The organism is Serratia sp. TSA_7, from assembly GCF_052692135.1.
In genome coordinates, this window is record NZ_JBQZFU010000013.1 from 61,954 (window position 1) to 87,139 (window position 25,186).

Annotated in this window: 4 protein-coding genes; all 4 read left to right on the forward strand. The window is 63.0% G+C overall.

The window, feature by feature from the left end:
- The 4 genes from ACUTQW_RS24130 to ACUTQW_RS24145 are packed head-to-tail and all read left to right on the forward strand — an operon-like array spanning position 1 to position 25,176.
- Positions 1–12,507 carry an amino acid adenylation domain-containing protein gene (locus ACUTQW_RS24130; RefSeq protein WP_445654994.1) on the forward strand — a complete coding sequence of 4,169 codons (12,507 nt, stop codon included), beginning with the start codon at positions 1–3 and terminating at the stop codon, positions 12,505–12,507.
- Positions 12,507–19,049 carry a non-ribosomal peptide synthetase gene (locus ACUTQW_RS24135; protein WP_208295267.1) on the forward strand — a complete coding sequence of 2,181 codons (6,543 nt, stop codon included), beginning with the start codon at positions 12,507–12,509 and terminating at the stop codon, positions 19,047–19,049. Before ACUTQW_RS24130 ends, ACUTQW_RS24135 begins: the two co-directional genes overlap by 1 nt.
- Complete coding sequence (locus ACUTQW_RS24140; RefSeq protein ID WP_006328015.1) at positions 19,046–23,641, forward strand: type I polyketide synthase; 4,596 nt, start codon at positions 19,046–19,048, stop codon at positions 23,639–23,641. The genes ACUTQW_RS24135 and ACUTQW_RS24140 overlap by 4 nt, the downstream gene beginning before the upstream one ends.
- Positions 23,638–25,176, forward strand: coding sequence for a condensation domain-containing protein (locus ACUTQW_RS24145; protein WP_006328013.1), 1,539 nt, complete (start codon positions 23,638–23,640; stop codon positions 25,174–25,176). The genes ACUTQW_RS24140 and ACUTQW_RS24145 overlap by 4 nt, the downstream gene beginning before the upstream one ends.
- The last annotated feature ends 10 nt before the right edge of the window (positions 25,177–25,186 follow it).

A 25,186-nucleotide genomic window follows, 5' to 3' on the forward strand; every position in this document is an offset into this window, starting at 1 on the left:
ATGTCTGTTTCCGCAGTATTTGAGCAGTCTGTAAATCGTGATCCGCAGCAGGTCGCCATTAGTCAGGGCGAAACGCGGGTAACCTATCAACAGCTATTGCAACGGGTCACCGCATTGAGCGCCGCGCTGCGCCGACAGCCGGGTAGCCCCTTTACGCTGGTGCTGTTGGAGGAAGGGGCCGCGCTGGTGACGGCGGCGCTCGCGATTATGCATGCGGGGCAGGCATTTGTTCCTTTATCGCCGACGTTGCCTCGGCAGCGACTGGAAACCCTGTTGGCGCAGTTCCCCGATGCGCGGTTGATCTCGACGTCGCACGGGCTGGCTTCGGTTCGCCATCTTACCGACCGGCTGAACGTTGTCGAGGTGGATGAGCTGGGCGTGCCCGCGCTGTCCACCGGCGAGCCCCTTCCCTTAGCGCCGATGCGAACGCAGCCGTTGGCCTACGTCTATTTCACTTCCGGCTCCACCGGCATACCCAAAGCGGTGCTGGGGCGCAGTGACAGCCTGCTGCATTTTATCGAGTGGGAGAGCCGGGAACTGGCTATCACGCCGGACGATCGCGTCAGTATGCTGACGTCGCAGATGTTCGATCCTTTTTTGCGCGACATGCTGCTGCCTTTGCTCAATGGCGCCACTTTGTGCATTCCGCCGTCCCGCGAAGTGATCCACACGCCCGCCGCGCTGCTGGCCTGGATGCAGGCGCAGCGGATTACCGTCACCCATCAGATCCCCTCGTTGCTGCAGGTTTTGCTGGAGTATCCCGATGCGGCGCAGCGGCTGCACGCCTTGCGCTATGTGCTGCTGGCGGGCGAGATGCTGAAAGGTTCGCTGGTGGCGCGCTTTTATCATAACGGCCCGGCAAACGCCCAACTCATCAACCTTTACGGCCCGACGGAAACCACGCTGGCTAAGCTGTTTTATCGCGTAACGCCGGCCGATGCCGCTTGCGCGGGCGTGCCCGTAGGGCGGCCCATTCCCGGCGCGAGCATCAGCGTGATTGATGAAAGCGGCAATCCCGTCGCCGATGGCGAAAGCGGCGAGGTCATCATTATTACGCCGTGGATGAGCGCCGGCTATCGGCAGCCCGCCGCCTCCGACGCCTTTTTCACCGACGAGCGCGGCACGAAAATGTACCGTACGGGCGACGTGGGTCGCCTGACGGCCACCGGCGATCTGGAGCTGCTGGGGCGCAACGATTTTCAGTTGAAGATCAACGGACAGCGCGTGGAAACGGCGGAAATTGAAACGCTGCTTGAGCGCCATCCGGCGGTGCGGCAGGCTGCTGTCGTCGCCTTTGCGCAGCCGCAGCAACTGGTGGCGTTCATTACCCTGAAAAGCGAACTGAATCAGGCGTCAACCGAGCTGCGCGACTATCTGGCCGCGTCGTTGCCCGCCGCGCTGTTACCGACCGATTTTAGCATCCTCGAGCTCTTTCCCCGCCTGCCTAACGGCAAGCTTGACCGCAAAGCGCTGCCTCAGCCTGCGCCGCGCCGAAGCGCCCCGTTGACCGCGGCGCAACAGCCCCACGCCGGTGAGGAGCAGAAGCTGGCGGCGATCTGGCAGCGTCTGCTGCCGGTGAACGCGGTCGGGCGCGATGACGACTTTTTCGCCCTCGGCGGGAATTCCCTGCTGGCGATGCGCATGATCGCCTGCGTGCGCGCCGAACTGGACCGGGAGCTTGAGTTCGCCGCTCTGCTGGCGCAACCGACGCTGGCGGGCTGCGCACAAGCGCTGCGCCAGGCCGAGCAAGATAGCGTGCAGACGCAGAGCAGCGTCACGCTCAGCGATGAGCAGCAGGGCATGTGGTTAATTCAGCAGCAGGCTCCCGAATCGCCCGTATGGCAGTTGGCCTACCGTGCCGAATGGCAGGGGCCGCTGAACATTGAGCTGTTGCAGCAGGCGTTGAATCAGGCGCTGCGTCGCCATGACGCGCTGCGTACCCGCTTTATCCCGGATCAAGACGGCGTGACGGCGCAGATCGCCGAACAGGTTGTCGTGGATATCGACCGGCAGGATTTTGGCGCGCAAGGCAGCGACGCGCGTGGAGCGGCGGAGGGCTGGTTGACGCAGTTAGCCACGCGACCGTTCAATCTTGCTCAGGCGCCGCTGTTGCGCATCGCTTGTGCGCAGGTGCAGCCGCACCGGACGCTTATCGCTCTGGTGTGTCATCACATTATCGCGGATGCGGAGTCCGTGGCGCTGCTGTGGCGACAGATGTTGGCGGATTATGGCCGTCTGCTGGCGGGCAAAACGCTGACGCCGGTTGCAGCGACCTCCTGCCAGACAGCCCATGCACGCCGCCAGCAGCAGCGTAGCGCGGGGCCGCGGGGCGAAGCGCTGCGTGCCTGGTGGCGACAGCAACTGGCGGGGCCGCTGCCGTTGCTGCAGCTACCTTATGATTTTCCCGTCCCGGCGGTGCGCAGCTACTGCGGCGGCCGTATTCCTTTCCACTTGTCCCAGGCGACCGCAGGTGCGCTGGCGGCGCTGGCCGTGCGTCACGGCGTTACGCCTTACGTGGCGTTATTGACGGCCTACACCGCTTTTATGGCGCGCTATACCCGCCAGCAGGATCTGACGATAGGTACGCCGATCAGCTCCCGCCATGCGCTGGATAACGAGCAGGCATTCGGCTTGTTGTTCAATGTGGTGGCGTTGCGTCAGACCGTGGATTTGCATCAGCCGTTCAGCCGATTGATGCGACAGGTTGCCGCCGGTTTTATCGCGGCCGTTGCCCATCAGGATTTGCCGTTTGGTCAGGTGCTGACGGCGCTGGAGGAGACGCGTCATCCGGGCATTTCCCCGCTGTTTCAGACGCTGTTCGTCTGGCAGCAAAAGCCGGATGCCGCAATCCGCCTGGGCCAGAGCAGCGTCTCAGCGCTGCAGGCGGTGGATCGCGGCAGCGCCACTTATGAACTGACGCTGGAGATGTGGCCCGACGAGACGGGCATCGCAGGCCAGTTTGAATATGCCGACGATCGCTTCCTGCCGGACACTATTGCCCGTATGGCGGCCAACTTTACGACTTTTGTCGAGCGCTGCATCGCGGACAGCGAAGAGGCGGTGGGGCGTCTGCCGCTGCTTTCCGAAGCGGAGCGTCGGCAAATCTGGCAGTGGAACCAGACGGCGCAGCCTTTCAGCAGCGATATCGGCATTCATCAGATGTTCGAGCGCCAGGTGGCGCGCACGCCGGACGCGCCTGCGCTGGAGTTTCTCGATGAGGTGCTGAGTTATCGCGAACTGGACGCGCGCGCCAACCAGCTCGCCCACTGGCTCATCGCACAGGGGGTTGGGGTGGACGTCGCGGTCGGGCTGTGTATCGAGCGTTCGCTGTCGCTGGTGATTGGCTTCCTGGCCATCCTTAAGGCGGGCGGCGTCTATGTTCCGATCGATCCGGACTACCCGCAGGAGCGCAGCGATTATGTGATTGCCGATTCCGGGCTGCAGTTGATGCTGACGCAGCCGCAGTTTGTCGACCGCTTCACCCGTGCCGCGCAGCACATAACGCTGTTCACTGTCGAAGCGCTGGAGCCGCAGTTGAACGGCTTGCCGACCCTGGCCCCCGCGCCGCGCGCCGGTGCCGACAACATCGCCTATATCATCTATACCTCCGGCTCCACGGGCCAGCCGAAGGGCGTGCCGATTCGTCATCGCGGCGTGTGTAATCTGGCGGAAACCGAAGTGGCGCTGCTGGATATGCAGCCCCCAGGCCGGGTGCTGCAGTTTGCTTCGTTCAGCTTCGATACGTCGGTCTGGGAAATCGTCATGACCCTGTGCTCCGGCTGTACGCTGCTGATGGCGCCGCGCCTCTCGCTGCTGCCCGGACCGGATCTGCTGGAGCAACTGGAACAGCGCCGGGTCAGTCACGTCACGCTGCCGGCCTCGGCGCTGGCGGCATTACCGGAGGCTCCGTTGCCGGATCTGCGCGTGCTGATCGTGGCGGGCGAAGCCTGCGGACTCGATCTGCTGCAAAAATGGGGGAAAACCCGCCGCTTCATTAACTCTTACGGCCCCACGGAAACGACCGTCAGCGCCACCAATGCCGAACTGACGCTGGCCGACAGCCGTGTGCATATTGGCCGACCTGTGCATAACACCCAGGTATGGATCCTGGATGAGTTCCATGAGCCGCTTCCCGTGGGCGTCGTCGGGGAGCTGTGTATTGGCGGCGTCGGCGTTTCACAGGGCTATTTGAACCAGCCCGCTCTGACCGCCGATCGCTTTATCGCCGATCCCTTCAGCGCGACGCCTGAGGCGCGGCTCTATCGTACCGGCGACCTCGCCTGCTATCGCAGCGACGGCAATATTGATTACCTGGGACGCATCGATAACCAGGTGAAAATCCGTGGTTATCGCGTTGAGCTGGGCGAGATTGAGACCGCGTTGCGTCGCCATCCCGCCGTGGCGGATGCGGTCACCCTGGTGCGCGAGGATTACCTGGCCGCCAGCGCCGTCGTCGCTTATGTGTTGCCGCATGCGGGGCAGCAGCCGGATCGGGCGCAGTTGCATGCCTGGCTGGCCGCCACGCTGCCGGAGTTCATGTGCCCCGCCTGCTATGTATTGATGACCGCGTTCCCTCGCCTGCCGAACAATAAAATCGATCGTAAGCGTTTTCCGACGCCGCAACCCGATGCCGTGGCGAACGCGCCAGGCGAGGCGCCGAAGGGCCGGGCGGAGCAGGCGATTGCCGCCGTCTGGAGCCGGGTGCTGGGGATCGAGGGCATCGGCCGCGACGACTCCTTCTTCGCGCTGGGCGGACATTCGCTGCTGGCGGCGCGGGCAGTGGCGCTGCTGGCCGCTGAGCACCAACTGCATTTGCGCGTCAGCGACATCTTTACCCGTCGCACTCCGCGCCAGTTGGCGCTCAGCGCAGGAGAAACCCAGGCGGACAGCGCGCTGTGCAGGCAGCCGGCGCTGAAAGAGGCGCCGCTGAGTTTCGCTCAGCAGCGTATCTGGTTCCTTGAGCAGCTTCATCCCGACGGCAACAGCTACATTACGGGGGAAATCAAAACCTTTACCGCGCCGGCGGTGACCATCGAGCGCCTGAGCGCGGCGCTGGACGCGCTGTTCCGTCACTTCCCCTTGCTGAATACCCGCCTGCGCGCCGACGGTGCCGTACCGTGTCAGTATTGGTCTGAGGCTCCCGTTGAATTTACGGCCGAAGGCGTCGACGATGACGCGTGGCACGCCTGTGTGCAACAGCGCGCGGCCGAGCTGATGAGCGAGCCCTTTACGCTGCTCGCGGCGCCGCTCTATCGTCTGTGCTTTATCCATTCCCCGCAGGGACAGAGCGCGCTGATCTTCTGCGTACATCACCTGCTGGTCGATGAACACACGCTGTCGTTGATAGACCGGAGTCTGACGCTGTTGATTGACGATCCGCAGGCGGCATGCACCGCGCCTGCCGTCAGCTATTTGCAGTATGCCACGTGGGAGCGCAGCACCTCGCATCAGGAGGGGCTTGATTGGTGGCGCGAAGTGTTCCTTACGCCACCGCCGGTCATCGCCCTGCCGCAGCGTCCACAGCCCGATGAAACGGACTGGCGGGCGGCTTATCAGACGTTGACGTTGCCCCTGCCGCTGACCGAAGCGCTGCGCCAACTGGCGCGGCAGCAGGACACCACGCTGTTTACCCTGCTGCTGTCGACGTTCCAACTGCTGCTGCAGCGTTACAGCGGCGAAAACGATTTAACTATCGGCCTGCCGGTGTCGCTGCGCGACAGCGACACCTTGCAAAATCTGCCGGGGTTGCTGCTCAATACGCTGGCGTTTCGTCAGACCCTGGACACCAGTCAGCCTTTCGCCACTTTTCTTGCCGCCAGCGAGGCGGCGCTGCGTGAAGCGCTGGCTCATAAAGAGACGCCCTTCGAGCAGGTGGTTAATGCGGTATTGCCGGCGGAGGGGCGCGCTACGTCCCCGTTGTTCCGCATTATGTTCGTTTATAACGCCTCACCGGATGAGCGCAGAGAGGGGGCCGAAGCGCGGCTCAGTAGCCAGGCACTCAACGCGCCGGACGCCAAGTTTGATCTGACGCTGTTTGTGCAGGAAACGGCGACGCAGTTGACGCTGAATATTGAGTATCGCCCGTCGCTCTATAGCGCCGAGGCTATCGACGCTCTTGCCGCGTCCTATGGTCGCCTGCTGGCGAGTGTGAGCCGCCGGCCGCAGTTGCCTGCCTGCCGGTTGGATATGCTGTCAGAGGCGGAGCGCCGCCATTTGCTCGATACCCTCAGCGCAGGTCCGCGCCGTGCGGCCGCGCCGTTGTTGCAACAAGCTTTCGAACGGCAGGCGCGGGCCACTCCGCAGGCCACGGCGTTGGCCTGGGGCGAACGGCAGATGAGTTATCAGCAGCTTAATCAGCAGGCCAATCAGTTGGCGCATCTGCTGGCGGGGCTGGATGTCGGGCCTGGCGCGCGCGTGGCGGTGCTGCTGCCGCGTTCCCCCGCGCTGGTCTGCGCGATCCTCGCGACGGTCAAAAGCGGGGCGGCCTGGGTGCCGGTGGATATCGCTTATCCGGCGGAACGCATCCGTTACATGCTCGACGATGCACGCGTGGCGCGCGTTATCACCACGCGCGAACAGGCTCTGCGGCTGGAACTGACCGAGCAGCAGACGATGTTGTTGACGCCGGAGATGACGACAGACGGCGACGTCGGCATGGCTGACCCGGCGCAGGGCGCCGTTGCGGACGATCCCGCTTATGTGCTCTACACCTCCGGCACCACCGGCGCGCCGAAAGGCGTGGTCATTCCCCATCGCGCGCTCGCCAATTATCTGCAGCATGCCTACGATAACTACGATTGCGCGCAGGGACGCGGCAACACGCTGCACGCCTCCATCTCGTTCGATGCCACTCTGACCAGCCTGTTCCTGCCGCTGTTGAGCGGTAAAACGCTGTTTATTCTGCCCGACGAGGAGGATGTCCCCGCGCTGGTGTCGGCCTGGAAGCAACTTTCCGGCATGACGATGGCGAAGATAACGCCTTCTCATCTTGAACTGCTCAGCCAGCAGATTCCCCCTGCGGCGGCCGGCCACGCGGCAACGCTGGTCATCGGCGGCGAAAACCTGGCGGGCGCCGCAGTGCGCTTCTGGCGTGAACATGCGCCTCAGGTCTCGGTCGTGAATGAATATGGACCGACGGAAACCACCGTCGGGTGCTGCGTCTATGCGCTGGCTGCGGGCGAATGCGCCGTCTCGGGCGCGGTTCCGATTGGGCGGCCGATTGCCAATATGCGCATTTTCCTGCTGGACGAACACCGGCAACTGACGCCGCCGGGGGGCGCAGGGGAGATCTATATCGGCGGGGCGGGTGTGGCGCTGGGCTATTTTAACCGCCCGGAACTGACCGCCAGTCGTTTTATTGACGATCCCTTTGCCGCCGAACCCGGCGAGCGGCTCTATCGTACCGGCGATCTGGCCCGCTGGTTGCCGGATGGCAATCTGCTCTATCTCGGCCGCCGGGATAATCAGGTGAAGCTGCGTGGGCACCGTATTGAGCTCGAAGAGGTTGAAGCGCAACTGGTCGCGTGCGAGGGCGTCAGTCAGGCTGCGGCAGGCATTCGTCAGGTCAACGGGCGTCCTCACCTGGTGGCCTATGTGGCCCTGGCCAAGGGGGCGGCAGCGCTGGATGGCGTGCGTCAGCAGATTGCGCACCGCCTGCCGGAAATCATGCGTCCGACCCAGTGGCTATTGCTGCCGTCCATTCCCCTGACCGGCAACGGTAAAATCGATCGCGCCTGGCTGGCCGCACAACCGCTGCCGGTGACGGTCGCGCTCTGCTTCCGGGCGGCGGAGAGTGAGACGGAGCGGCAACTGGCGGCTATCTGGCAAAAGGTGCTGGGAGGCGAAACGCCAGGGATGGATGACGACTTCTTTGCCCTGGGCGGCGACTCCATTCTTAGTCTGCAAATCGTCTTCCTCGCTCGCGAGGCGGGGCTGCGCGTTCAGGCGCGTATGCTGTTTGATTATCCGACGATCGCCAGCCTCGCCAGCGTGGTGGAACCACTGGCGTCCGCGCCGGCGCAAGCACGCCCGGCCATGCAGGCTTATAAGCTGCTGCCTGCCCAGCGCTGGTTCTTCGCGCTGGGCGCGGAAAAAGCGCATCACTACAACCAGTCTTACCTCTGGCGGCTGGACGCACAGGTCAATTTGCCGCAGTTGGAACGGGCGCTGCGCGGGGTTTTGCAGCAGCATGAAGGGTTGCGCGCCCGCTTCAGCGCAGCCGATGCGCCGGCCACTATCGCCGCCCTGACGGACGCGCCGCTGCTGCGTGAAACGTGCCTTGGCGCACCTCACGACGACGAAGCGGCGGTTATCGCCTGGGCCGGAGCGCGGCAGTCGCAGCTGGACATTGCCCAAGGGCCGGTGTTCAGCGCCGATGTTATCCGTGCGGCATCCGCCGATTACCTGCTGTTAAGCGTTCACCACCTGGTGGTGGATGGCGTCTCCTGGCGCATTATTATCAGCGATCTCAGCCGCGCGTATCAGGCGCTGGCACGGGGAGAAGCGCTGCCCTGCGAGCCGGCGACGGCTTCGCTGGCGGAATGGGGCGCATGGTTGCAGCAGGTCGTCGACCCCGTTTCGGCTGCCGATGAGCACCGCTATTGGGAAACGCAGCGGCATGCCGGCGCCGCCATTCCGGTAGACAGCGGCATGCGTGCGCTGCCTGGCCGTACGGGAGAAATGCGCAAGGTTCAGATTACGCTGGATCGCGCGGCCACCCAGGCGTTGGTGCGTCAAACCGGGCGGGCTTATCACACCCATGTCGGCGATCTGCTGCTGGCGGCGCTGGCGCAGACGCTAAGCGAATGGACCGGCAGCCGCCGACTGCGTATCGATTTCGAAGGGCACGGGCGCGATGACGCGCCGGATGCGCCGGATGTCAGCCGTACTGTGGGCTGGTTCACCGCTATCTACCCGATCCTGCTGCAATTGCCGTCGACGGGGTCGTGGGGCGATCTGATCCAGGATGTTAAAGAGGCGCAGCGTCGGGTTCCCCACGGCGGCGTGGGGTACGGCATGCTGTATGACGCCGCGGCACAGGCAGCGGAGGTCTGCTTCAATTATCTTGGGCAGTTCGACGGCGATTTCCATCAGCCTCCGCTGAGCGGCGTGGCCGATCTGCTGATGGCGCACCGTTATGCGCCGGAAAACCGTCGCGGCTGGGCGCTGGAGGTGGACAGCTACATCGATGAGGGCGAACTGGTCATCGTCTGGAGCTATAACCCGAACAGTTGGCGGGCGGAGACCATCGCCGCGCAGACGGACGCGATGAAAAAGCATCTCGATGCGCTGATCGCCCACTGCCAGGCGCAAGCGCGCACGACCTGGACGCCGTCCGATTTTCCTCTCGCGGGCCTGAGCCGGGCATCGCTGTTGCAACTGCAACAGCGTCATTCGCAGATTGTGGATATTTATCCTCTTACGCCGACTCAGGAGGGGATGCTTTACCATTCGCTGGCCGACGGCGATGCAAGGCTCTATCACGAGCAGATCTGTTTTGATCTTGCGCGCGGGGTCGATCTTGCTCGCCTGCAACAGGCGTGGACCCAGGTGATCGCCGCCTGCCCGGCGCTGCGTACCACCTTCGATCTGAACGCCGAAGCCGGGCCGCTGCAACTGGTGCATCAGCAGATGCCTGACGCTTGGCGCGTGGTGGATTACCGCTCGCCGCAGGAGGAGGACATCGCGGCGCTGTGGCGTGCGGACCGGGAGCAGGGATTCGATCTGCATCAGGGGCCGCTGTTCCGCATCACCGTGCTGCTTGCGCAGGATAGCGTGCAGATGCTGTTCAGCCATCACCACGCCATTCTGGACGGCTGGTCGGTGACCCTGCTGCTGGCGCAGGTGGCTGCGGCCTATCATCAGACACCGCCGCCGTCGGCACCGGCATTCAGGCACTATATCCAGTGGCTGCGCCGTTCCCGCGCCGGCAGCCAGGCGCACTGGCAGCAACGGCTGGCGGGCCTCAGCGCCGCGACGCCGTTGCCGGCCGCTTATCCGGGGCGTACGCCGTCTCGGCAACGCCAGCGGCAGGATTTTCAACTGGATGCCGCCCTTTCCGCGCAACTGGCCCGCTTTGGCCGCCGTCACCGCCTGACCATCAGTACGCTGGTGCAGGGCGCCTGGGCGCTGCTGCTGCAACGCTACAGCGGTTCGACGGAGAGCCTGTTCGGCGTCACCCTTTCTGGCCGCCATGCCGATCTCAGCGGCATTGAGCGCATGGTCGGTTTGCTTATCGGCACGGTGCCGATGCGGGCGAGCGTTCAGCCGGACGTTCGCGTGGTCGACTGGCTGCATGAGCTCCAGCGTCAGCAACTGGAAAATGAGCGTTTCAGCGACATTTCGCTGGCGGAGCTGAAGCACAGTTGCGGGCTGGCCGGTTGGCCGACGCTGTTTGATACCCTGGTGGTCTTTGAGAACTACCCGCAGCAGGAGAATAACGGGTTATTCAGTTTCGCGGCGGCCCAGGAGAGCACCAACTATCCGTTAACGCTGGTGGCTTCGTTTGGCGCGGCCCTGAGCGGGGCGCTGGTGTATGACGACGGGCTTTACTCTCCGCACACCGCCGGCCAGTTGACGCAGCACCTGCTGCATATATTGCAGCAATGGATAGACGCGGATGACCGGCGGCTGTCGGAGATCTCCTTGCTGGACGCCTCGGGAAATGCGGCTTTGCTCAAAGGGCTGCAAGGGCCGGTTCTGCCGCTGCCCGAGGGCGGCGTTTACGCGCTGTTTGCCCAGCGCGCCGCAGCCATGGGCGACCATATCGCGGTGATTGAAGGCGAGCTGAGCCTGACCTATGACAGGTTGCGGCAGCGTGCCGAGCAGATCAGCGCCCGTCTGCATCAGCGCGGGTTGCGCGCCGGGGATCGCGTCGCGCTGTTTTTGCCTCGCGGCGTGGAGTATGTCGCGGCGATGCTTGCCGCCAGCCGCATCGGCCTTTGCTATGTGCCGATCGACGCCGCCAGCCCTGCCGAACGCGTCCGTTATCTGCTGTCCGACAGCCAGTGCCCGCTGACCCTCACCCAGCAGACCCTGGCGGGTGCGCTGCCGTCCGATCAGCCTCTGCTGCTGGTTGACGAAGCCTCGCCCGATCTGCCTTTGCCGCCGGAGGTCAGCCAGGGGAACTCGCTGGCTTATATCCTGTATACCTCCGGCTCAACCGGCAGGCCGAAAGGCGTCATGATTGAGCATCGCAGCCTGATTAATTATCTCCTCGATGCGTGCCGACGCTATCAGCTACGTGCCGGTATGCAGAGCCTGTTCCATTCGTCGGTGAGCTTTGATGCGACCCTGACCAGCCTCTGGCTGCCGCTGCTGACGGGCGGCACCCTCGTCGCCATCCCCGGTGAGGGCGATTTGCAGGCCATGGCGCGCCACCTGAGCACCTCTTCTGCGGAACAACTGCTGAAAATCACCCCTGTCCATCTCGCGCTGTTGCAGGAGCAACTGGATCACGCGGCGAAAAGGCGCGTCAGCGCGCTCGTCGTCGGGGGCGAAGCCCTCAATTGCGAAACCGTGCAGCGCTGGCTGCGGGAGGCGCCCGACACTCGCATATACAACGAATATGGTCCGACGGAAACCGTGGTGGGCTGCTGCGTCCATTTGGCGGATGCGGCGCGCGATCGTCAGGGTGCCATGGCGATTGGTTTGCCCATCGCCAATACCCGTCTGCTGGTGCTGAACGAGGATCGGTCGCCGACGCCGCCGGGGGCGGAGGGCGAGCTTTATATCGCCGGCGCCGGGCTGGCGCGGGGGTACTGGAACCGGCCTGATTTGACCGAGGAAAAATTCATTACGCTGGATTTGGCCGGGGAAACCGTACGCGCCTACCGCACAGGCGATCGGGTCGGCCTGATGCCGAACGGCGAACTGATGTATTTCGGCCGCTGCGATCGCCAGCTCAAAGTGCGTGGCTACCGTATAGAGCCGGGTGAGATTGAGGCGCAGCTGATGCGTCATCCGCAGGTGCTGCAGAGTGCCGTTGCCCTGCTGCCCGGGCGCTCGCAGGAAGATGCGCAACTGGCGGCCTGGGTCGTGCCGCAGCAGGCGGGGATGGAGAGCGAGGCGCTGCGCGCGTTTCTGGCGCTGACGCTGCCTGGGTACATGATCCCGGGCGCGATCGTGGTGCTGCCCGCGCTGCCGCTGACGTCGAACGGGAAAGTGGATTATGGCGCTCTGCCTCTGCCCGTTCGCCCGCAACATACCGAGCTGCTGGCCCCCGCTACGCCGCTGGAGAGCGCCATTCAGGCTACCTGGGGAGAAATTTTACGCTGCGGGCCGGTCAGCTGCGACCAGAACTTTTTCGCGCTGGGTGGGCATTCGCTGCACGCCCTGCGGGTCGCCGCGCGACTCGAAAATCAACTTAACGTCAGGGTCTCCCTGACCGATCTGCTTAACCATCAGACCGTCCGGCAGTTAGCGGCGGTACTGGCGCAACGGACGACGCCGATATCGGAAGAGCGCGCTATCACCCGCGTGTCGCGCCGACAGGAGAGGCCATTGTGATGCACAACCCAGAATACGATAAACCGCAATTTACCGGAGGCGACATGCAGGAAAACCATTTCCAGTTCAGGGCATCGCTGGCGCAAAAGCGTCTGTGGCTGCATGAACAACTGGGACATGATTCAGCAATTTATCACATCAGCACGTTACTGGAGCTGGAAGGGGAGCTGGACGAAACGGCGCTGCAACAGAGCGTGAATGACCTGGTGGCGCGCCATGAATCTTTCCGCACCGATTTTGTCTGGCAGGATGAGGCGCTCTTTCAGCGCTGTCATGACACCATGACGCTGCCGCTGGAGAAGGTGGATTGGGTTGCGGCCGATGAAGCGGCGTTGCAGGCGCAGCTGAATGCGGCGAGCGAACGCCCGTTCAATTTACAGCAGGCGCCGCTGTCGCGTTTCGTGCTGTTCCGCCGCGGCGCCTGTCACCATATGCTGCTTATCGTGTTGCATCATATTATTTCCGATGGCTGGTCGGCCGGTATTATCAGCCGCGAGCTGGCTTCCTGCTATAACGCCCGGCGCCAGGGGTTGGCGGCGGATCTGCCCCCGCTTGACATTCAGTACATCGATTATTCCGAATGGCAGCATCAGCAGCAGGAGGGGGGTGACGTCGCCCGCTCCCTCGACTGGTGGCGCGAAAAACTGCGTAACCTTGAACCGATAGATTTGCCCTGCGATCGCCCACGGCCAAATCGGCTCAGCCTGCGCGGAAAAACCCGCTTCTTCTCGCTGCCGCCGGCGCTGGCGCAAACGCTGGGTGAACGCGCCCGCGCACGCAACAGCACGCTTTATTCGCTGTTGCTTAGCGCCTTCTCGTTGATTCTGCATCGTTATAGCGGACAGCGCGACCTGGCCATCGGCTCGCCGGTGTCCGGGCGTGGGCGGCTTGAGCTGGAAGGCGTGGTGGGCTTCTTCGTCAATACGCTGGTTTACCGTATCCAGATCGATCCGGAAGAGAGCTTCACCGCCTTGCAGCAAAGCGTTTTCCGCACGGTGGTCGAAGCGCTGGAGCATCAGCGGGTGAGCTTCGATCGGCTGGTTGAAACCCTTAACCCAACGCGCGATCTCAGCTACTCGCCGCTGTTCCAGGTGATGTTTTCCTTTGACGAGAGCGGGCAGCAGGGCTGGACGTTCGATGGCCTACAGGTTAAGCCGCATTCTCTGGCCGGTGAACAGGCAAAATTTGATCTGACGCTGTCGATGGAGAGCCGAGGCCGGCAGCTACAGGGTGCCTTCGAGTACAGCAGCGATCTGTTTGATGACGCCACCATCGCCCAGTTGGAAGCGGATTTCCTGTTCCTGCTCGGTGAAGTGGCCCAGGACGACACCCAGCGGCTGGAGAGCTACCCCTGCATCACCGCGCGCGACCTGCACAGCGAACGCCCCCATACGCACCCGGTCAGCCAGGCGTTGCATCAGCGTTTCGAATATCAGGCGCAGCGCTATCCGGATGCCGTAGCTATCGGAACGGGCGGGGGACGCGGGCTGACCTATCAGCAGTTGAACGCGCGGGCGAATCAACTGGCGCACTATCTGCTGCTGGGCATGCAGGATCGTCCGGCGCAAGGCGGCGGTCTGGTCGGGATCTGCATGGATCGCGACGAAGCCTTGCCGATCGCCATTCTGGCGGTGCTGAAGGCGGGGATGGCCTATCTCCCCATTGACAGTGGCCACGGGGCGGAGCGCGTCCGTTTCTACGTCGAGGACGCCGGGGTTCGTCAGGTGATCGGCGTCTCGGCGCATCAGTCGCTGTTTGAGGGCTGCGAGGTCGACTATCTGTGCACCGATTGCGAAAGCGGCTTGATCCAGACGATGCCGGAGACCAATCCCGATCGGCCGGTTACGCCCGATGCGCTCGCCTATGTCATCTACACCTCAGGCTCTACCGGCACGCCGAAAGGCGTGGAAATCCCTCATGCCAACGTTATGCGCTTGTTTGCCGCCAGCGAGCGCCATTTTGCCTTCAGCGAACATGACATATGGACGCTGTTCCACTCCAGCGCCTTTGATTTCTCCGTCTGGGAAATCTGGGGCGCATTGCTGTATGGCGGTCAGCTCAGCGTGGTGCCGTACTGGGTCAGCCGCTCCCCGGAACAGTTCCGGCAGTGGGTAAGCGATGAGCGAGTGACCGTGCTTAACCAGACCCCTTCCGCCTTTGCGCAGTTTATCGCCGCCGATGCGACGTCATCGGACGCGGCGCCTCTGTCGCTGCGCTACGTGATTATGGGCGGTGAAGCGCTGGAGCCGGCGACGCTGCTCGGCTGGCTGGCGAAATATGGCGAAGATGCGCCGCAGATTATCAATATGTACGGCATTACCGAAACCACGGTGCACGTCACCTGGCGGCGCATCACGTTGGCGGACGCGCGACAGGGAGGCAAAAGCCCCATCGGCGAGCCGCTGGACGATCTCGAAATCTATCTGCTGGATGCGCAGCGGCGGCCGGTGCCGCCCGGCGTGGTGGGCGAAATGTATGTCGGTGGCGCCGGGGTCGCGCGCGGCTATCTGAATCGTCCCGAACTGACTCGCGAGCGGTTTTTGAATAAAGCCGAGCTGCTGGGCGGCGGCGATGACGATGGTGCGCGCCTCTATCGCAGCGGCGACTTGGCGCGTCGACGTCGCGACGGCTCGCTGGAGTATCTGGGGCGCGCCGATCATCAGGTCAAAATACGGGGTTTTCGCATTGAGCCGGGAGAGATTGAAGCGGCGCTGCAGCGGCTGGATGGCGTGGATCAAGCGGTGGTGATTGCCCGTGCGGACAGCGCCGATCGTCAGATGCGTCTGATTGCCTGGGTCGCCACGCGTGAAAACGGTCTCAAGGTGGAGACGCTGCGCAACGGGCTGCGCCGTACGCTGCCGGATTATATGCTGCCCTCCGCCTTTGTGTTTATGGAGGCGTTGCCGCTAACCGCGAACGGCAAGCTGGACCGGCGCGCGTTGCCGGATCCGCAGGCGCTTCGCCCGCAGTTGGCGAGCGACTATCAGGCGGCGCGCACCGATACCGAGGCGGCGCTGCTGGCGCTCTGGCGCGACGTGCTGAAGGTGGATGACATCGGCGTTTATGACAACTTCTTTTCGCTGGGCGGTGATTCGTTACGCGGAGTACAGGTTGTCGGACGCGGGCGCGAACGGGGGTTGGCGCTGACGCTGGTCAATCTGTTCCAACATCAGACCGTGGCCGAACTGGCGGCGTTGCTGGACGCCGGCAGCGGGCAGGGCGTCGGCGGGCCGATAACCGCTGCGCCATTCAGCCAGATCACGCAGGAAGATCGCGAGCTGTTGCTGCCGGAGGTGATTGACGCCTATCCGCTGAGCCGTATGCAGGCGGGCATGTTTTACCATATGAACCTGACGCCGGACGCCAACGTTTACCACTGTACCGGCACCTCGCACTTGCGTATCAACGCCGCCTTCGACGAAGCGGCTTTTCGCCGGGCGGTGGCGGAGACGGTGGCTGCTCACGATGTGTTGCGAACCGGGTTTGATTTCGCACGCTACAGCCAGCCGTTGCAGTTGGTCTGGCCGCAGGCGGAGCTGCCGATCGTAGTGGAGGATCTGCGCCATCTCGACAAGCAACGGCAGGAGGAGCGTATCAGAGCCCTGTTGGATGAAGAACGCCGTACACCGTTCGATTTGCAACGACCGACGTTGCTGCGTTTCTTCATTCAACTGCGTTCCCCGCAGAGCTTCCAGTTCACCATGACCGAATGCCACCCGGTATTCGATGGCTGGAGCTATCACACCATGATCGTCGAGGTGTTTAACCGCTATGCCGTTCTGACCGGCGGCAGCCAGTGGCAGCCGCCGTTCAAGCCGCAGCAGGAGTACCGCGACTTTATCGTTCAGGAACAGGCCGCCATCCGGGACGATGCGCAGCGCCGTTACTGGCAGCAGACGCTGGCGGATTGCACCCTTCTCAGGCTGCCTCATCAGGCTCAGGATGCGACGCCGGGAGCTGCGCCGCGTCTGAAATCGCTCTCGTTTACGCTCGACGATACGGTTTATCAGGGGATGCGCCAACTGATGCAGCAACTGGGCGTGCCGCTAAAAAGCGTGCTGTTGGCAGCCCATGTCAAAGTGATGAGCGTGTTCAGCGGCGAGCCGGATATCCTGACCGGCATTCCGACCAATGGTCGTCCGGAGGCGGAGGGCGGCGATTGGCTCTATGGCCTCTATCTCAATATTTTGCCGTTCCGCCAGGTGCTGGGTGCGCAAAGCTGGGCGGAAGTGATTCGTCAAACCTTCGCCAACGAATGTGCGGCGATCCCTCATCGCTGCTATCCCCTTGCCGAAATTCAGCGCCACTTTGGCCCCCAGCCGTTGCTGGATGAGGTGCTGTTCAACTATATGGATTTCCATATTTACGATCAGATGACGCCGGCGCTGGGATTGGGCGTGGTGGATAAGCTGAACGTGCAGGATGTCCATGAGGGGACGCACTTTACCCTGAATGCACATTTCCAGCACAAAACGCTCTCTTCAGCGCTGGCCAGCAATCAGGTGAGCGTCCAGCTGGATTATAACGCCAGGCTGCTGAGCCGGGAGCAGGTGGAGCAAATGGCGGCCTGCTACCAACGCGTCCTCGGCGCGATGGCGGCAGAGCCGCAGGCATTGCACCTTGCCGTCGATTTTGTTCCCGCAGAGCAGCAGCGGCAGTTGGCCGCATTTACGCGCGGGCCGGCAGGCTACGCCGGCACCGAAACCCTGGCGACGCTGTTTGCCCGTCAGGTGGCGCAGCAGCCCGATGCCGACGCGGTAGAATGGGAAAACCAACGCCTGAGCTATCGCGAACTGGATCGGCAGTCAGACCGGTGGGCGTCCTTGCTGGCGCAGAGCGGCGTGACGCGCGGCAGCCGCGTAGCGCTCTATCTGGGCCGCAGCGTCGGCCTGATTGTGTCAGTGTTGGCGCTCAGCAAACTGGAGGCGGTTTATCTCCCGCTCAATCCGGAAGATCCGCATGCGCGTCTGGTGGAGCAGATAACGGATGCGCGCTGCTGCCTGTTGATCACGCACCAACCGGAAAGGGCGCTGGCGGCAGAGACCGGCGTGCCGCAGTTGACGGAGAAGGAACTGAGCCAGAGCGATGCCCCGGCGATGCCTTTTGCTGTCGCGCGAGGGGAGAGTTCCCTTCCTCTGTACGTGATGTACACCTCCGGTTCGACCGGCAAGGCCAAAGGGGTGCTTATCGCTCAGCAAGGGGTGATTCGCCTGGTGAAAGAGGTCGGCTATCTCGATTTCACCCATTGCCGCCGCTTTCTGATGCTGGCCGCCGTGAGCTTTGACGCGTCTACGCTGGAAATCTGGGGGCCGCTGCTGAACGGGGGCACCATCGTCATCTATCCGCAGGGTCCGGTGGCGATACCGCAACTGGAGACATTGCTGGTCGGGCAGCGGGTAGAGAGCCTGTTTCTCACCACGTCGCTGTTTAACCTGATTGTCGATGAATGTCCGCAGGCATTGCGTGAAGTACGCCAGGTGATAAGCGGTGGCGAGGCGATGTCGCTGCGCCATGCCGCCCGCATCAGCGGGCTCTATCCGGCGCTGACGCTGATCAATGGCTACGGCCCGACCGAAAATACCACCTTCACCACCAGTTGGCGTTATCGCGCCACCGAAAGCGGCAGCGTGCCAATCGGCAGGCCCAATGAGGGCAATATTGCCTGGATTCTGGACGCCTTTATGCAACCGACGCCTCTCGGCACGCCTGGCGAGCTCTATATCGGCGGGCCAGGCCTGGCGCTGGAGTACCTCAATCAGCCCGAACTCTATCAGCAGCGTTTTATCGCGAATCCTTTCGATCCGGAACGATCCGAACGCCTTTATCGCACGGGCGATCGCGCCCGTTTCCTGGCCGACGGGGCGATCGAGTTTTTGGGGCGGATTGACGATCAGTGCAAGATCCGCGGTTTTCGTATCGAGACGGGCGAGATCGAAGCGACGATCGGTCGCCACCCTGACATTGAACGGGCTGCGGTGCAGGTGGTGGAGGAGCCCAGAGGCAAACGCATTGTCGCCTGGCTGGTGATGCAGCCGGGACGTTCTTTCGATGCCGCTGCGCTGCGCACCTGGCTACTCCAGCATCTTCCGCGCTATATGGTTCCGGCCCGCTTCCAGGTGCTGGATGCGTTGCCGCTGACGGCCAACGGCAAGCTGGATACCTCCCGCCTGCGCGCGGAAGATCGCCAACCCGCGCCGACCGACACGGCTCCGGTGGAACTCACCGATCCCACGGCAAAAGAGATACAGCAGGTCTGGAGCAAGGTGCTGGGCGTGGCCGCGCCAAATCAGCAGGAGAACTTTTTTGACCTCGGCGGCGATTCGTTGCTGCTGGCGCGTGCGCACCTGCGGCTTGCCGCGCTGGGCTATAGCGGGGTGAGCATCGTTGACCTGCTTAACTACCCGACCATTCAGCAACTGGCGGATTACATCAACGGCGGCCAGCGGCAGCCCGACGCCAGCCTTGATGCCATTCAGTTACAGGTGAATGCCGGCCGCAGCCGTCTTGCCGGCTTGCAGCAAAGAAGGAGCGGTAAACAATGAGCAATGCGGAGATGTTAAAGGACGCACTTCCTCAATCCCTGCACGGTTTTGAGATCGCGATTGTGGGTATGGCGGGGTCGTTTCCCGGCGCGGCAGATATTGAGGCTTTCTGGCGAAACATTGCCGCAGGGGTTGAAGCGATACGCGAACTGAGCGATGAGGAACTGGATGAGGCCGGTACGCCGCACGCCGAACGCGAACAGCCGGACTTTGTGCGCCGGGCGGCGGTGCTGGAGGATGCCGAGGCGTTCGACGCCGCTTTCTTCGGCTACTCGCCGCGCGAAGCGCAGGCGATGGATCCGCAGCAGCGGCTGTTTCTGGAAACGGCGTGGCTGGCGCTGGAACATGCCGGTTATGCGCCGGGGAAATTTCCCGGACAGATTGGCGTTTTCGCCAGCGCGTCCAACAGCAGCTACGCCATGAGTTATCTGTTGCGTCATCCCGATATCCAGCGGCATGTGGCGCTGGACGGTCTGTTGTCGGGCAATAATAACGATCTGTTATCCACCCGCGTTGCTTACAAGCTCAACCTGCGTGGCCCGGCGATGACTATCGGAGCCGCCTGTTCCAGCTCGCTGTTGGCGCTGCACGCCGCCTGCCAGTCGCTGCTGGCGGGCGAGTGCGATATGGCGCTGGGCGGCGGCGTGCACGTCGGCTTCCCGTTAAAAAGCGGCTACCGCTATGAAAACAGCGGAATTTTATCGCACGACGGACGCTGCCGCAGCTTCGATGCCGATGCCAGCGGCACGGTGGCGGGCGATGGCGTCGGCGCGGTGGTGCTGAAGCGGTTGCAGGATGCTCTCGATGGCGGCGACAGAATATACGCCATCATTAAAGGCTCGGCAGTCAACAACGACGGCTCCAGCAAACCGGGCTTTACCGCACCGTCGATCAACGGTCAAACCGAGGTGCTGCGGCGCGCGCTGGTCGCGGCAGACGTGGCCCCGGAAAGCATCGGCTACATTGAGGCGCACGGCACGGCCACGCGGCTTGGCGATCCCATTGAGTTAAAGGCGCTGCTGAATGCTTACGGTAAACAGCGGGGGCCGGATCATCGCTGTGCGGTCGCCTCGGTCAAAGCGAACGTTGGCCATCTCGATTCTGCGGCGGGCGTCACCGGCGTGATCAAAGTGGCGCATATGCTGATGCATCGCTATCTGCCGCCGGCGGTGAATTTTTCCCGGCTGAATACCGAGATCGACCTGCGGGGATCGGCGTTTTATATCCCGCAACAGGGGGAACCCTGGTCCAGCGACCGGCCGCGTCGCGCCGGGGCCAGCGCCTTCGGCATCGGCGGCACCAACGTGCATATGGTGCTTGAGGAGTCGAGTTTTGTCGCTCCCTCCGGGCCGGGACGCCCGCAGCAGTTGCTCTGTTTCTCGGCGAGCTCGGCGGCGGCGCTGCGCGACGGGATGGCGCGTATGCAGGCATGGTTGTCATCCACAGAGGAGAATGAATCGGAGGGCGAAGCCCTGGCCGATATCGCCTGGACGTTGCAGGTTGGACGCGAGGAGATGAACCATCGCTGCGCGCTGGTCTGTCGCGATCGTCAGCAGGCGCGAGCGGAACTGGCCCACCGGTTGGCCCTGCCCGACGGGGGCAAGGCGATGGCGGATGCGCGGACGATTTTTATGTTCAGCGGCCAGGGATCGCAGTATGCGGGCATGATGCATGATCACTATCAGCAGGAGCCGTTTTTCCGGGATGTGGTGGATGAATGCGCCGGCTTGTTGAAACCGCTGCTGGGACGCGATATTCGTCCGCTGCTGTTTGAAGCCGCCGACGATGCTTCGCTCTCGGCGCTTTATCAAACGCGTTTTACCCAGCCTGCGCTGTTCGTGGTGGAATACGCGCTGAGCCGGCTGCTGATGTCCTGGGGCCTGGCGCCTGCGGCCTGCATCGGGCACAGCATTGGCGAATATGTTGCCGCCTGTCTTGCGGGCGTATTTTCGCTGGAGGACGGACTGCGCATTGTCGTCCGCCGTGCGGCGCTGATGAACGAGATGCCGCCGGGCAAAATGCTGGCGGTTGGCCTGAGCGCCGCAGAGCTGGCGCGCTGGCTGCCGGATGGCGTGTCGCTGGCCAGCGAAAACGCGCCGGAGTTTTGCGTGGCATCAGGAGAAAGCGAGGCTATTGAAACGCTACAGGCTCTGCTGGATGCCCGCGGCGTCGAGGCGAAACCCCTGCACACCTCGCACGCCTTTCACAGCGCCATGATGGAGGGCTGCCTGGCGGATTTTGAACGCGCTTTTGACGACATCACACTCTCGCCGCCTGGGCTGCCGTTTATTTCCTGCGTCACCGGCGACTGGATACGCCCTGAGCAGGCGACCTCTCCGGATTATTGGGTCAGTCAGTTGCGTCAGCCGGTGGCTTTCAGTCAGGGGGTAAAACGCCTGCTGGACGAACCGCAAAACCTGCTGCTGGAAGTGGGACCGGGCAGTACGCTCACCGGTCTTGCGCGTATGCAACTGGAGGGTGTCGCTGCCCGGCGCCGGGTGTTTAACGGCGGCGTCGGCGTCAAGCAGCCGCGCGCTGGCCTGCAGACGCTGTTGGCGGCACTGGGCGAGTTATGGTGTCAGGGCGTGGTTGTCGACTGGCCGCGTCTTTATCAACATCAGCAGCGGCGACGCGTGCCGCTGCCCGGCTATGCGTTTCAGCGTCAGCGCTATACGCTGGCGTCATTGGTCAACAGCCAGAGTGCGCCACTTCCGGCGGTCGGCGAGCGTCTGCCGATGGCGGAATGGTGTTATCAGTCACGCTGGAAGCAACTGCCGCCGCTGTCGTCAACGCCGGATTCCTGGCGCGGGCGGACGGTGGTTCTGTTTATGGATCGGCTGGGCAGCGCTAAACGGCTCGCGCGCATGCTGGAAAATCAGGGCGCGCGCGTCAGGCGCGTCAGTAAAGGAATACGCTTCCGTATCCTGAGATCCGGCAGCGTCACCGTCAATCCGCAGCGTCCACAGGATTTTCATCTGCTGGCAGAGTATCTCCGCAGCCAGCAGCAGGCGCCGGACGCGCTGATCCACGGCTGGAGCATCACGCGCAGTCGTGCGCTGTCGGCAAAAAACGCCACCCTTCATTATGAGTCGCTGTTGCATATCGCCCGCCATTTTCACCCGGAAAATGACGACGCCCCGTTGGATCTGTTTGTGCTGTCCAATCATCTGCATGCGCTGGCAGGCGATGAGCAGATCGATCCGGGCAAGGCGCTCATCATCGGCCCGAGCCGCATCATTCCGAAAGAGTTCAGCCAGATTCGTTGCAAAAGCATCGATTTCATCCCGCCGTCGCGCTACCGGGGGCTGGCGACCACCCGCGCTTTGTCGACGCTGCTGGCGGAGATGCAGCACACCGATGAGGCTCCGATGGTGGCGCTCCGTGGCGCGCAGCGCTATGCACCGCTGACGGAACTGGATTGCGGGCCGCAGACTGAACCGCCGTTTAGCTTCTGCAATGGTGGCAATTACCTCATCACCGGGGCATTCGGCGGCATAGGTTCCACCATTGCCGAGAATTTGGCGCGCCGCCATCGTGCCCGGCTGCTGTTTATTGCCCGTGGGGAGCTGCCGCCCGAAGCGGAGTGGGAGAGCTGGCTGGCGCAGCATGATGCCAGCAACGCCAAATCGCGGCGCATCGCTTTCTTGCGGCAACTGCAGCAGGCCGGCGCCCAAGTCACGGTGATCAGTGCCGACCTGGCCGATAAGCGCAGCGTCGGTCGCGGTATCGCCGCTTTTACCCAGCGCTATGGAACGCTTAACGGCATATTCCACTGCGCAGGCGTGGCGGACGGCGGTCTGATCCAGAACCGCTCGGCGGACGATTCGCAGCGGGTATTTCAGGCGAAGGTGCAGGGGACGCGCGTGCTGGAAGCCTGCCTGCGCCAGCATGCGCCCGATTTTTTTGTCGTCTGTTCTTCGCTGGCCGCTTTCGTCGGGCCGGTCGGCCAGGTGGCCTACTGTGCGGCTAATGCCTGGCAGGATGCCTGGGCGCTCAACGCTCACCAGCGGCGCGATGCGCGCACCCGTTATCTGGCCATCGGCTGGGATGCCTGGCGCGATGTCGGCATGGCGGTTGACAGCCTGCGGCAGTGGCACGGTGACAGCGGCGAGAAGACGTTGCGTGACGCCATTACGCCCAAGGAGGGATGGACGTTGCTGACGCAACTGCTGGCGCGCAATGGCGGCCATTATCTGATCTCGACCCGCGGTCTGCCGCTGGTCGACAGCGACGCGAATGTGCAGACGGATATCGCCCAGCCGGATCGGGATGGAGAGGGGCTTCAGCCGGCCTTGTTTCCGCGCCCGCCGCTCAGCAGCGAATATCTGGAGCCACGCAATGAAACCGAACGTCAAATCACCGCAGCCTGGCAGGAAAAAATGGGTATCGGACCGCTTGGCATCGAGGATGATTTCTTCGAGCTGAACGGCCATTCGCTGATGGCCGTGCAGATCATCGCCCTGATTCGCCAACGGCTGAACGTTTCCCTGCCGGTCGGTTTTATCTATGACCACCCGACAGTGGCTGCGCTGTCGGAGCAGGTTCTTATGCGTTTGCAAGAGCGTCAGCCCGCGGTGGAGGAGGCTAAATGAGTGTTCATCATGACGTTCAGCATGCACGCAGCCCTTATGGCGACGAATGGGCAAGCGCCGCACCGCAGGAGGGCGTCGTCTATCCGCTGGGTTATGCCCAGCACTGCTTCTGGTTTGTTGCCGCCACACTTGGGGATACGGCGAATAACCAGAGTTGTATTCAGATTGAGGGAGAACTGCAGCCCGCGTTGCTGGAGCGGGTATTGGGTGGCCTGATTGCCCACCATCCGATATTGCGCAGCGCCATTTCGCGCTGGGCGCCCACGCAGCGTATCCAGCCGGTTGGCGGCTTCGATTTGCCCTTTGCCGATTTGACCGGCGAGACCCCGGTGCAGGCGCAGCAGCACGTCAAGGACGTGGCGCGTCGTTTGCTCGCCGAGCCATTCGATCTCCAGCGGCCGCCGCTGCTGCGCGCTCAGCTTTTTCGCCTGCAGCCCCAGCAGCACGTTCTGGTGCTCTGCTTTCCGCATATCGTGGCTGATGGCGCGGCGGTGCATCTCTTCTGCCAGCAGCTCTGGCAGCGCTATCGTCTGCTGGCGCGCGGAGACAAGCTGCCGTTAGCCGGACAGGCAGAGATGCCCTTTACCGCGTTAATCGCCAGTGAACGGGCGCGCTATCGTCGTCATGGCAGCGAAGATCAACGCTTCTGGCGCCGGCATTTACAGGGCTATCCGTGGGCCACTTTTCCCCAGTGCTATGTCAATCAGCAGCAGACGCACGCCAGCGACCGCTATGTCTCTTTTCCGGCCGACAGCTATGAACGGCTGGAGAGCGTGGCGCGTCAGCATAAGGTGAGCCTTCAGATGGTGCTGTTGGCGCTTATCGGCAGGGTGGTGCGCGAGATGACCGGCGCATCGCGTTTCGCGTTGAATTCCGTGCTGGAAGGGCGTGACCGGCCGGGGAGCGAGTCGCTGATGGCGCCGTTGCTTCGCGTCATGCCTGTCCCCCTGGATATGAACGATGCGCCAACCTTTCCCACGCTGCTGGCCCAGGTGCGGGAAAGGGTGCTGCGCGCCTACGAACATATCGACTGTCCGTGGAGCTTGCCGGTTGGCGTGATGGCCGAACAACGTTGGCGCAACAGCCCGCGTCTGTTAACGCTGTTGATCCGTGCCGTCAGCGGGATCTATACCGCGCTCTGCCCGCGTGCAGCCCTCTATCCGCGCTTTCTAGCCGATTTCCTGCTGATGGAGCCGCAGCCGCCGCGCGCCTTGTTCCGGCGCGTTCCGCAAAGCGTCGGTGTCGCAGATCCGATCATCAACATCAATATTCTCCAGGATGCATTTCGGCAGAAAGCGCCGAGCGGCGGGGATGATCCGTTACGCCTGAGCGTCTGGCGGCAACCTGATTCGGAGGATGAGCAAGAGGAGGCGGATAACTGGGAGAACGACTCGATCAATATTTATCTCACCAGTTCGGCGGAGGGAAAACCCGTTTTACATATCACCTGCTGCTGCTTCAACGCTGACGGGATAGAACAATTTATCAATCTGATGCAGCGGGAGCTTAGTGCTGTTGCGTTTGCGGCCTCCTGATAACGGACAA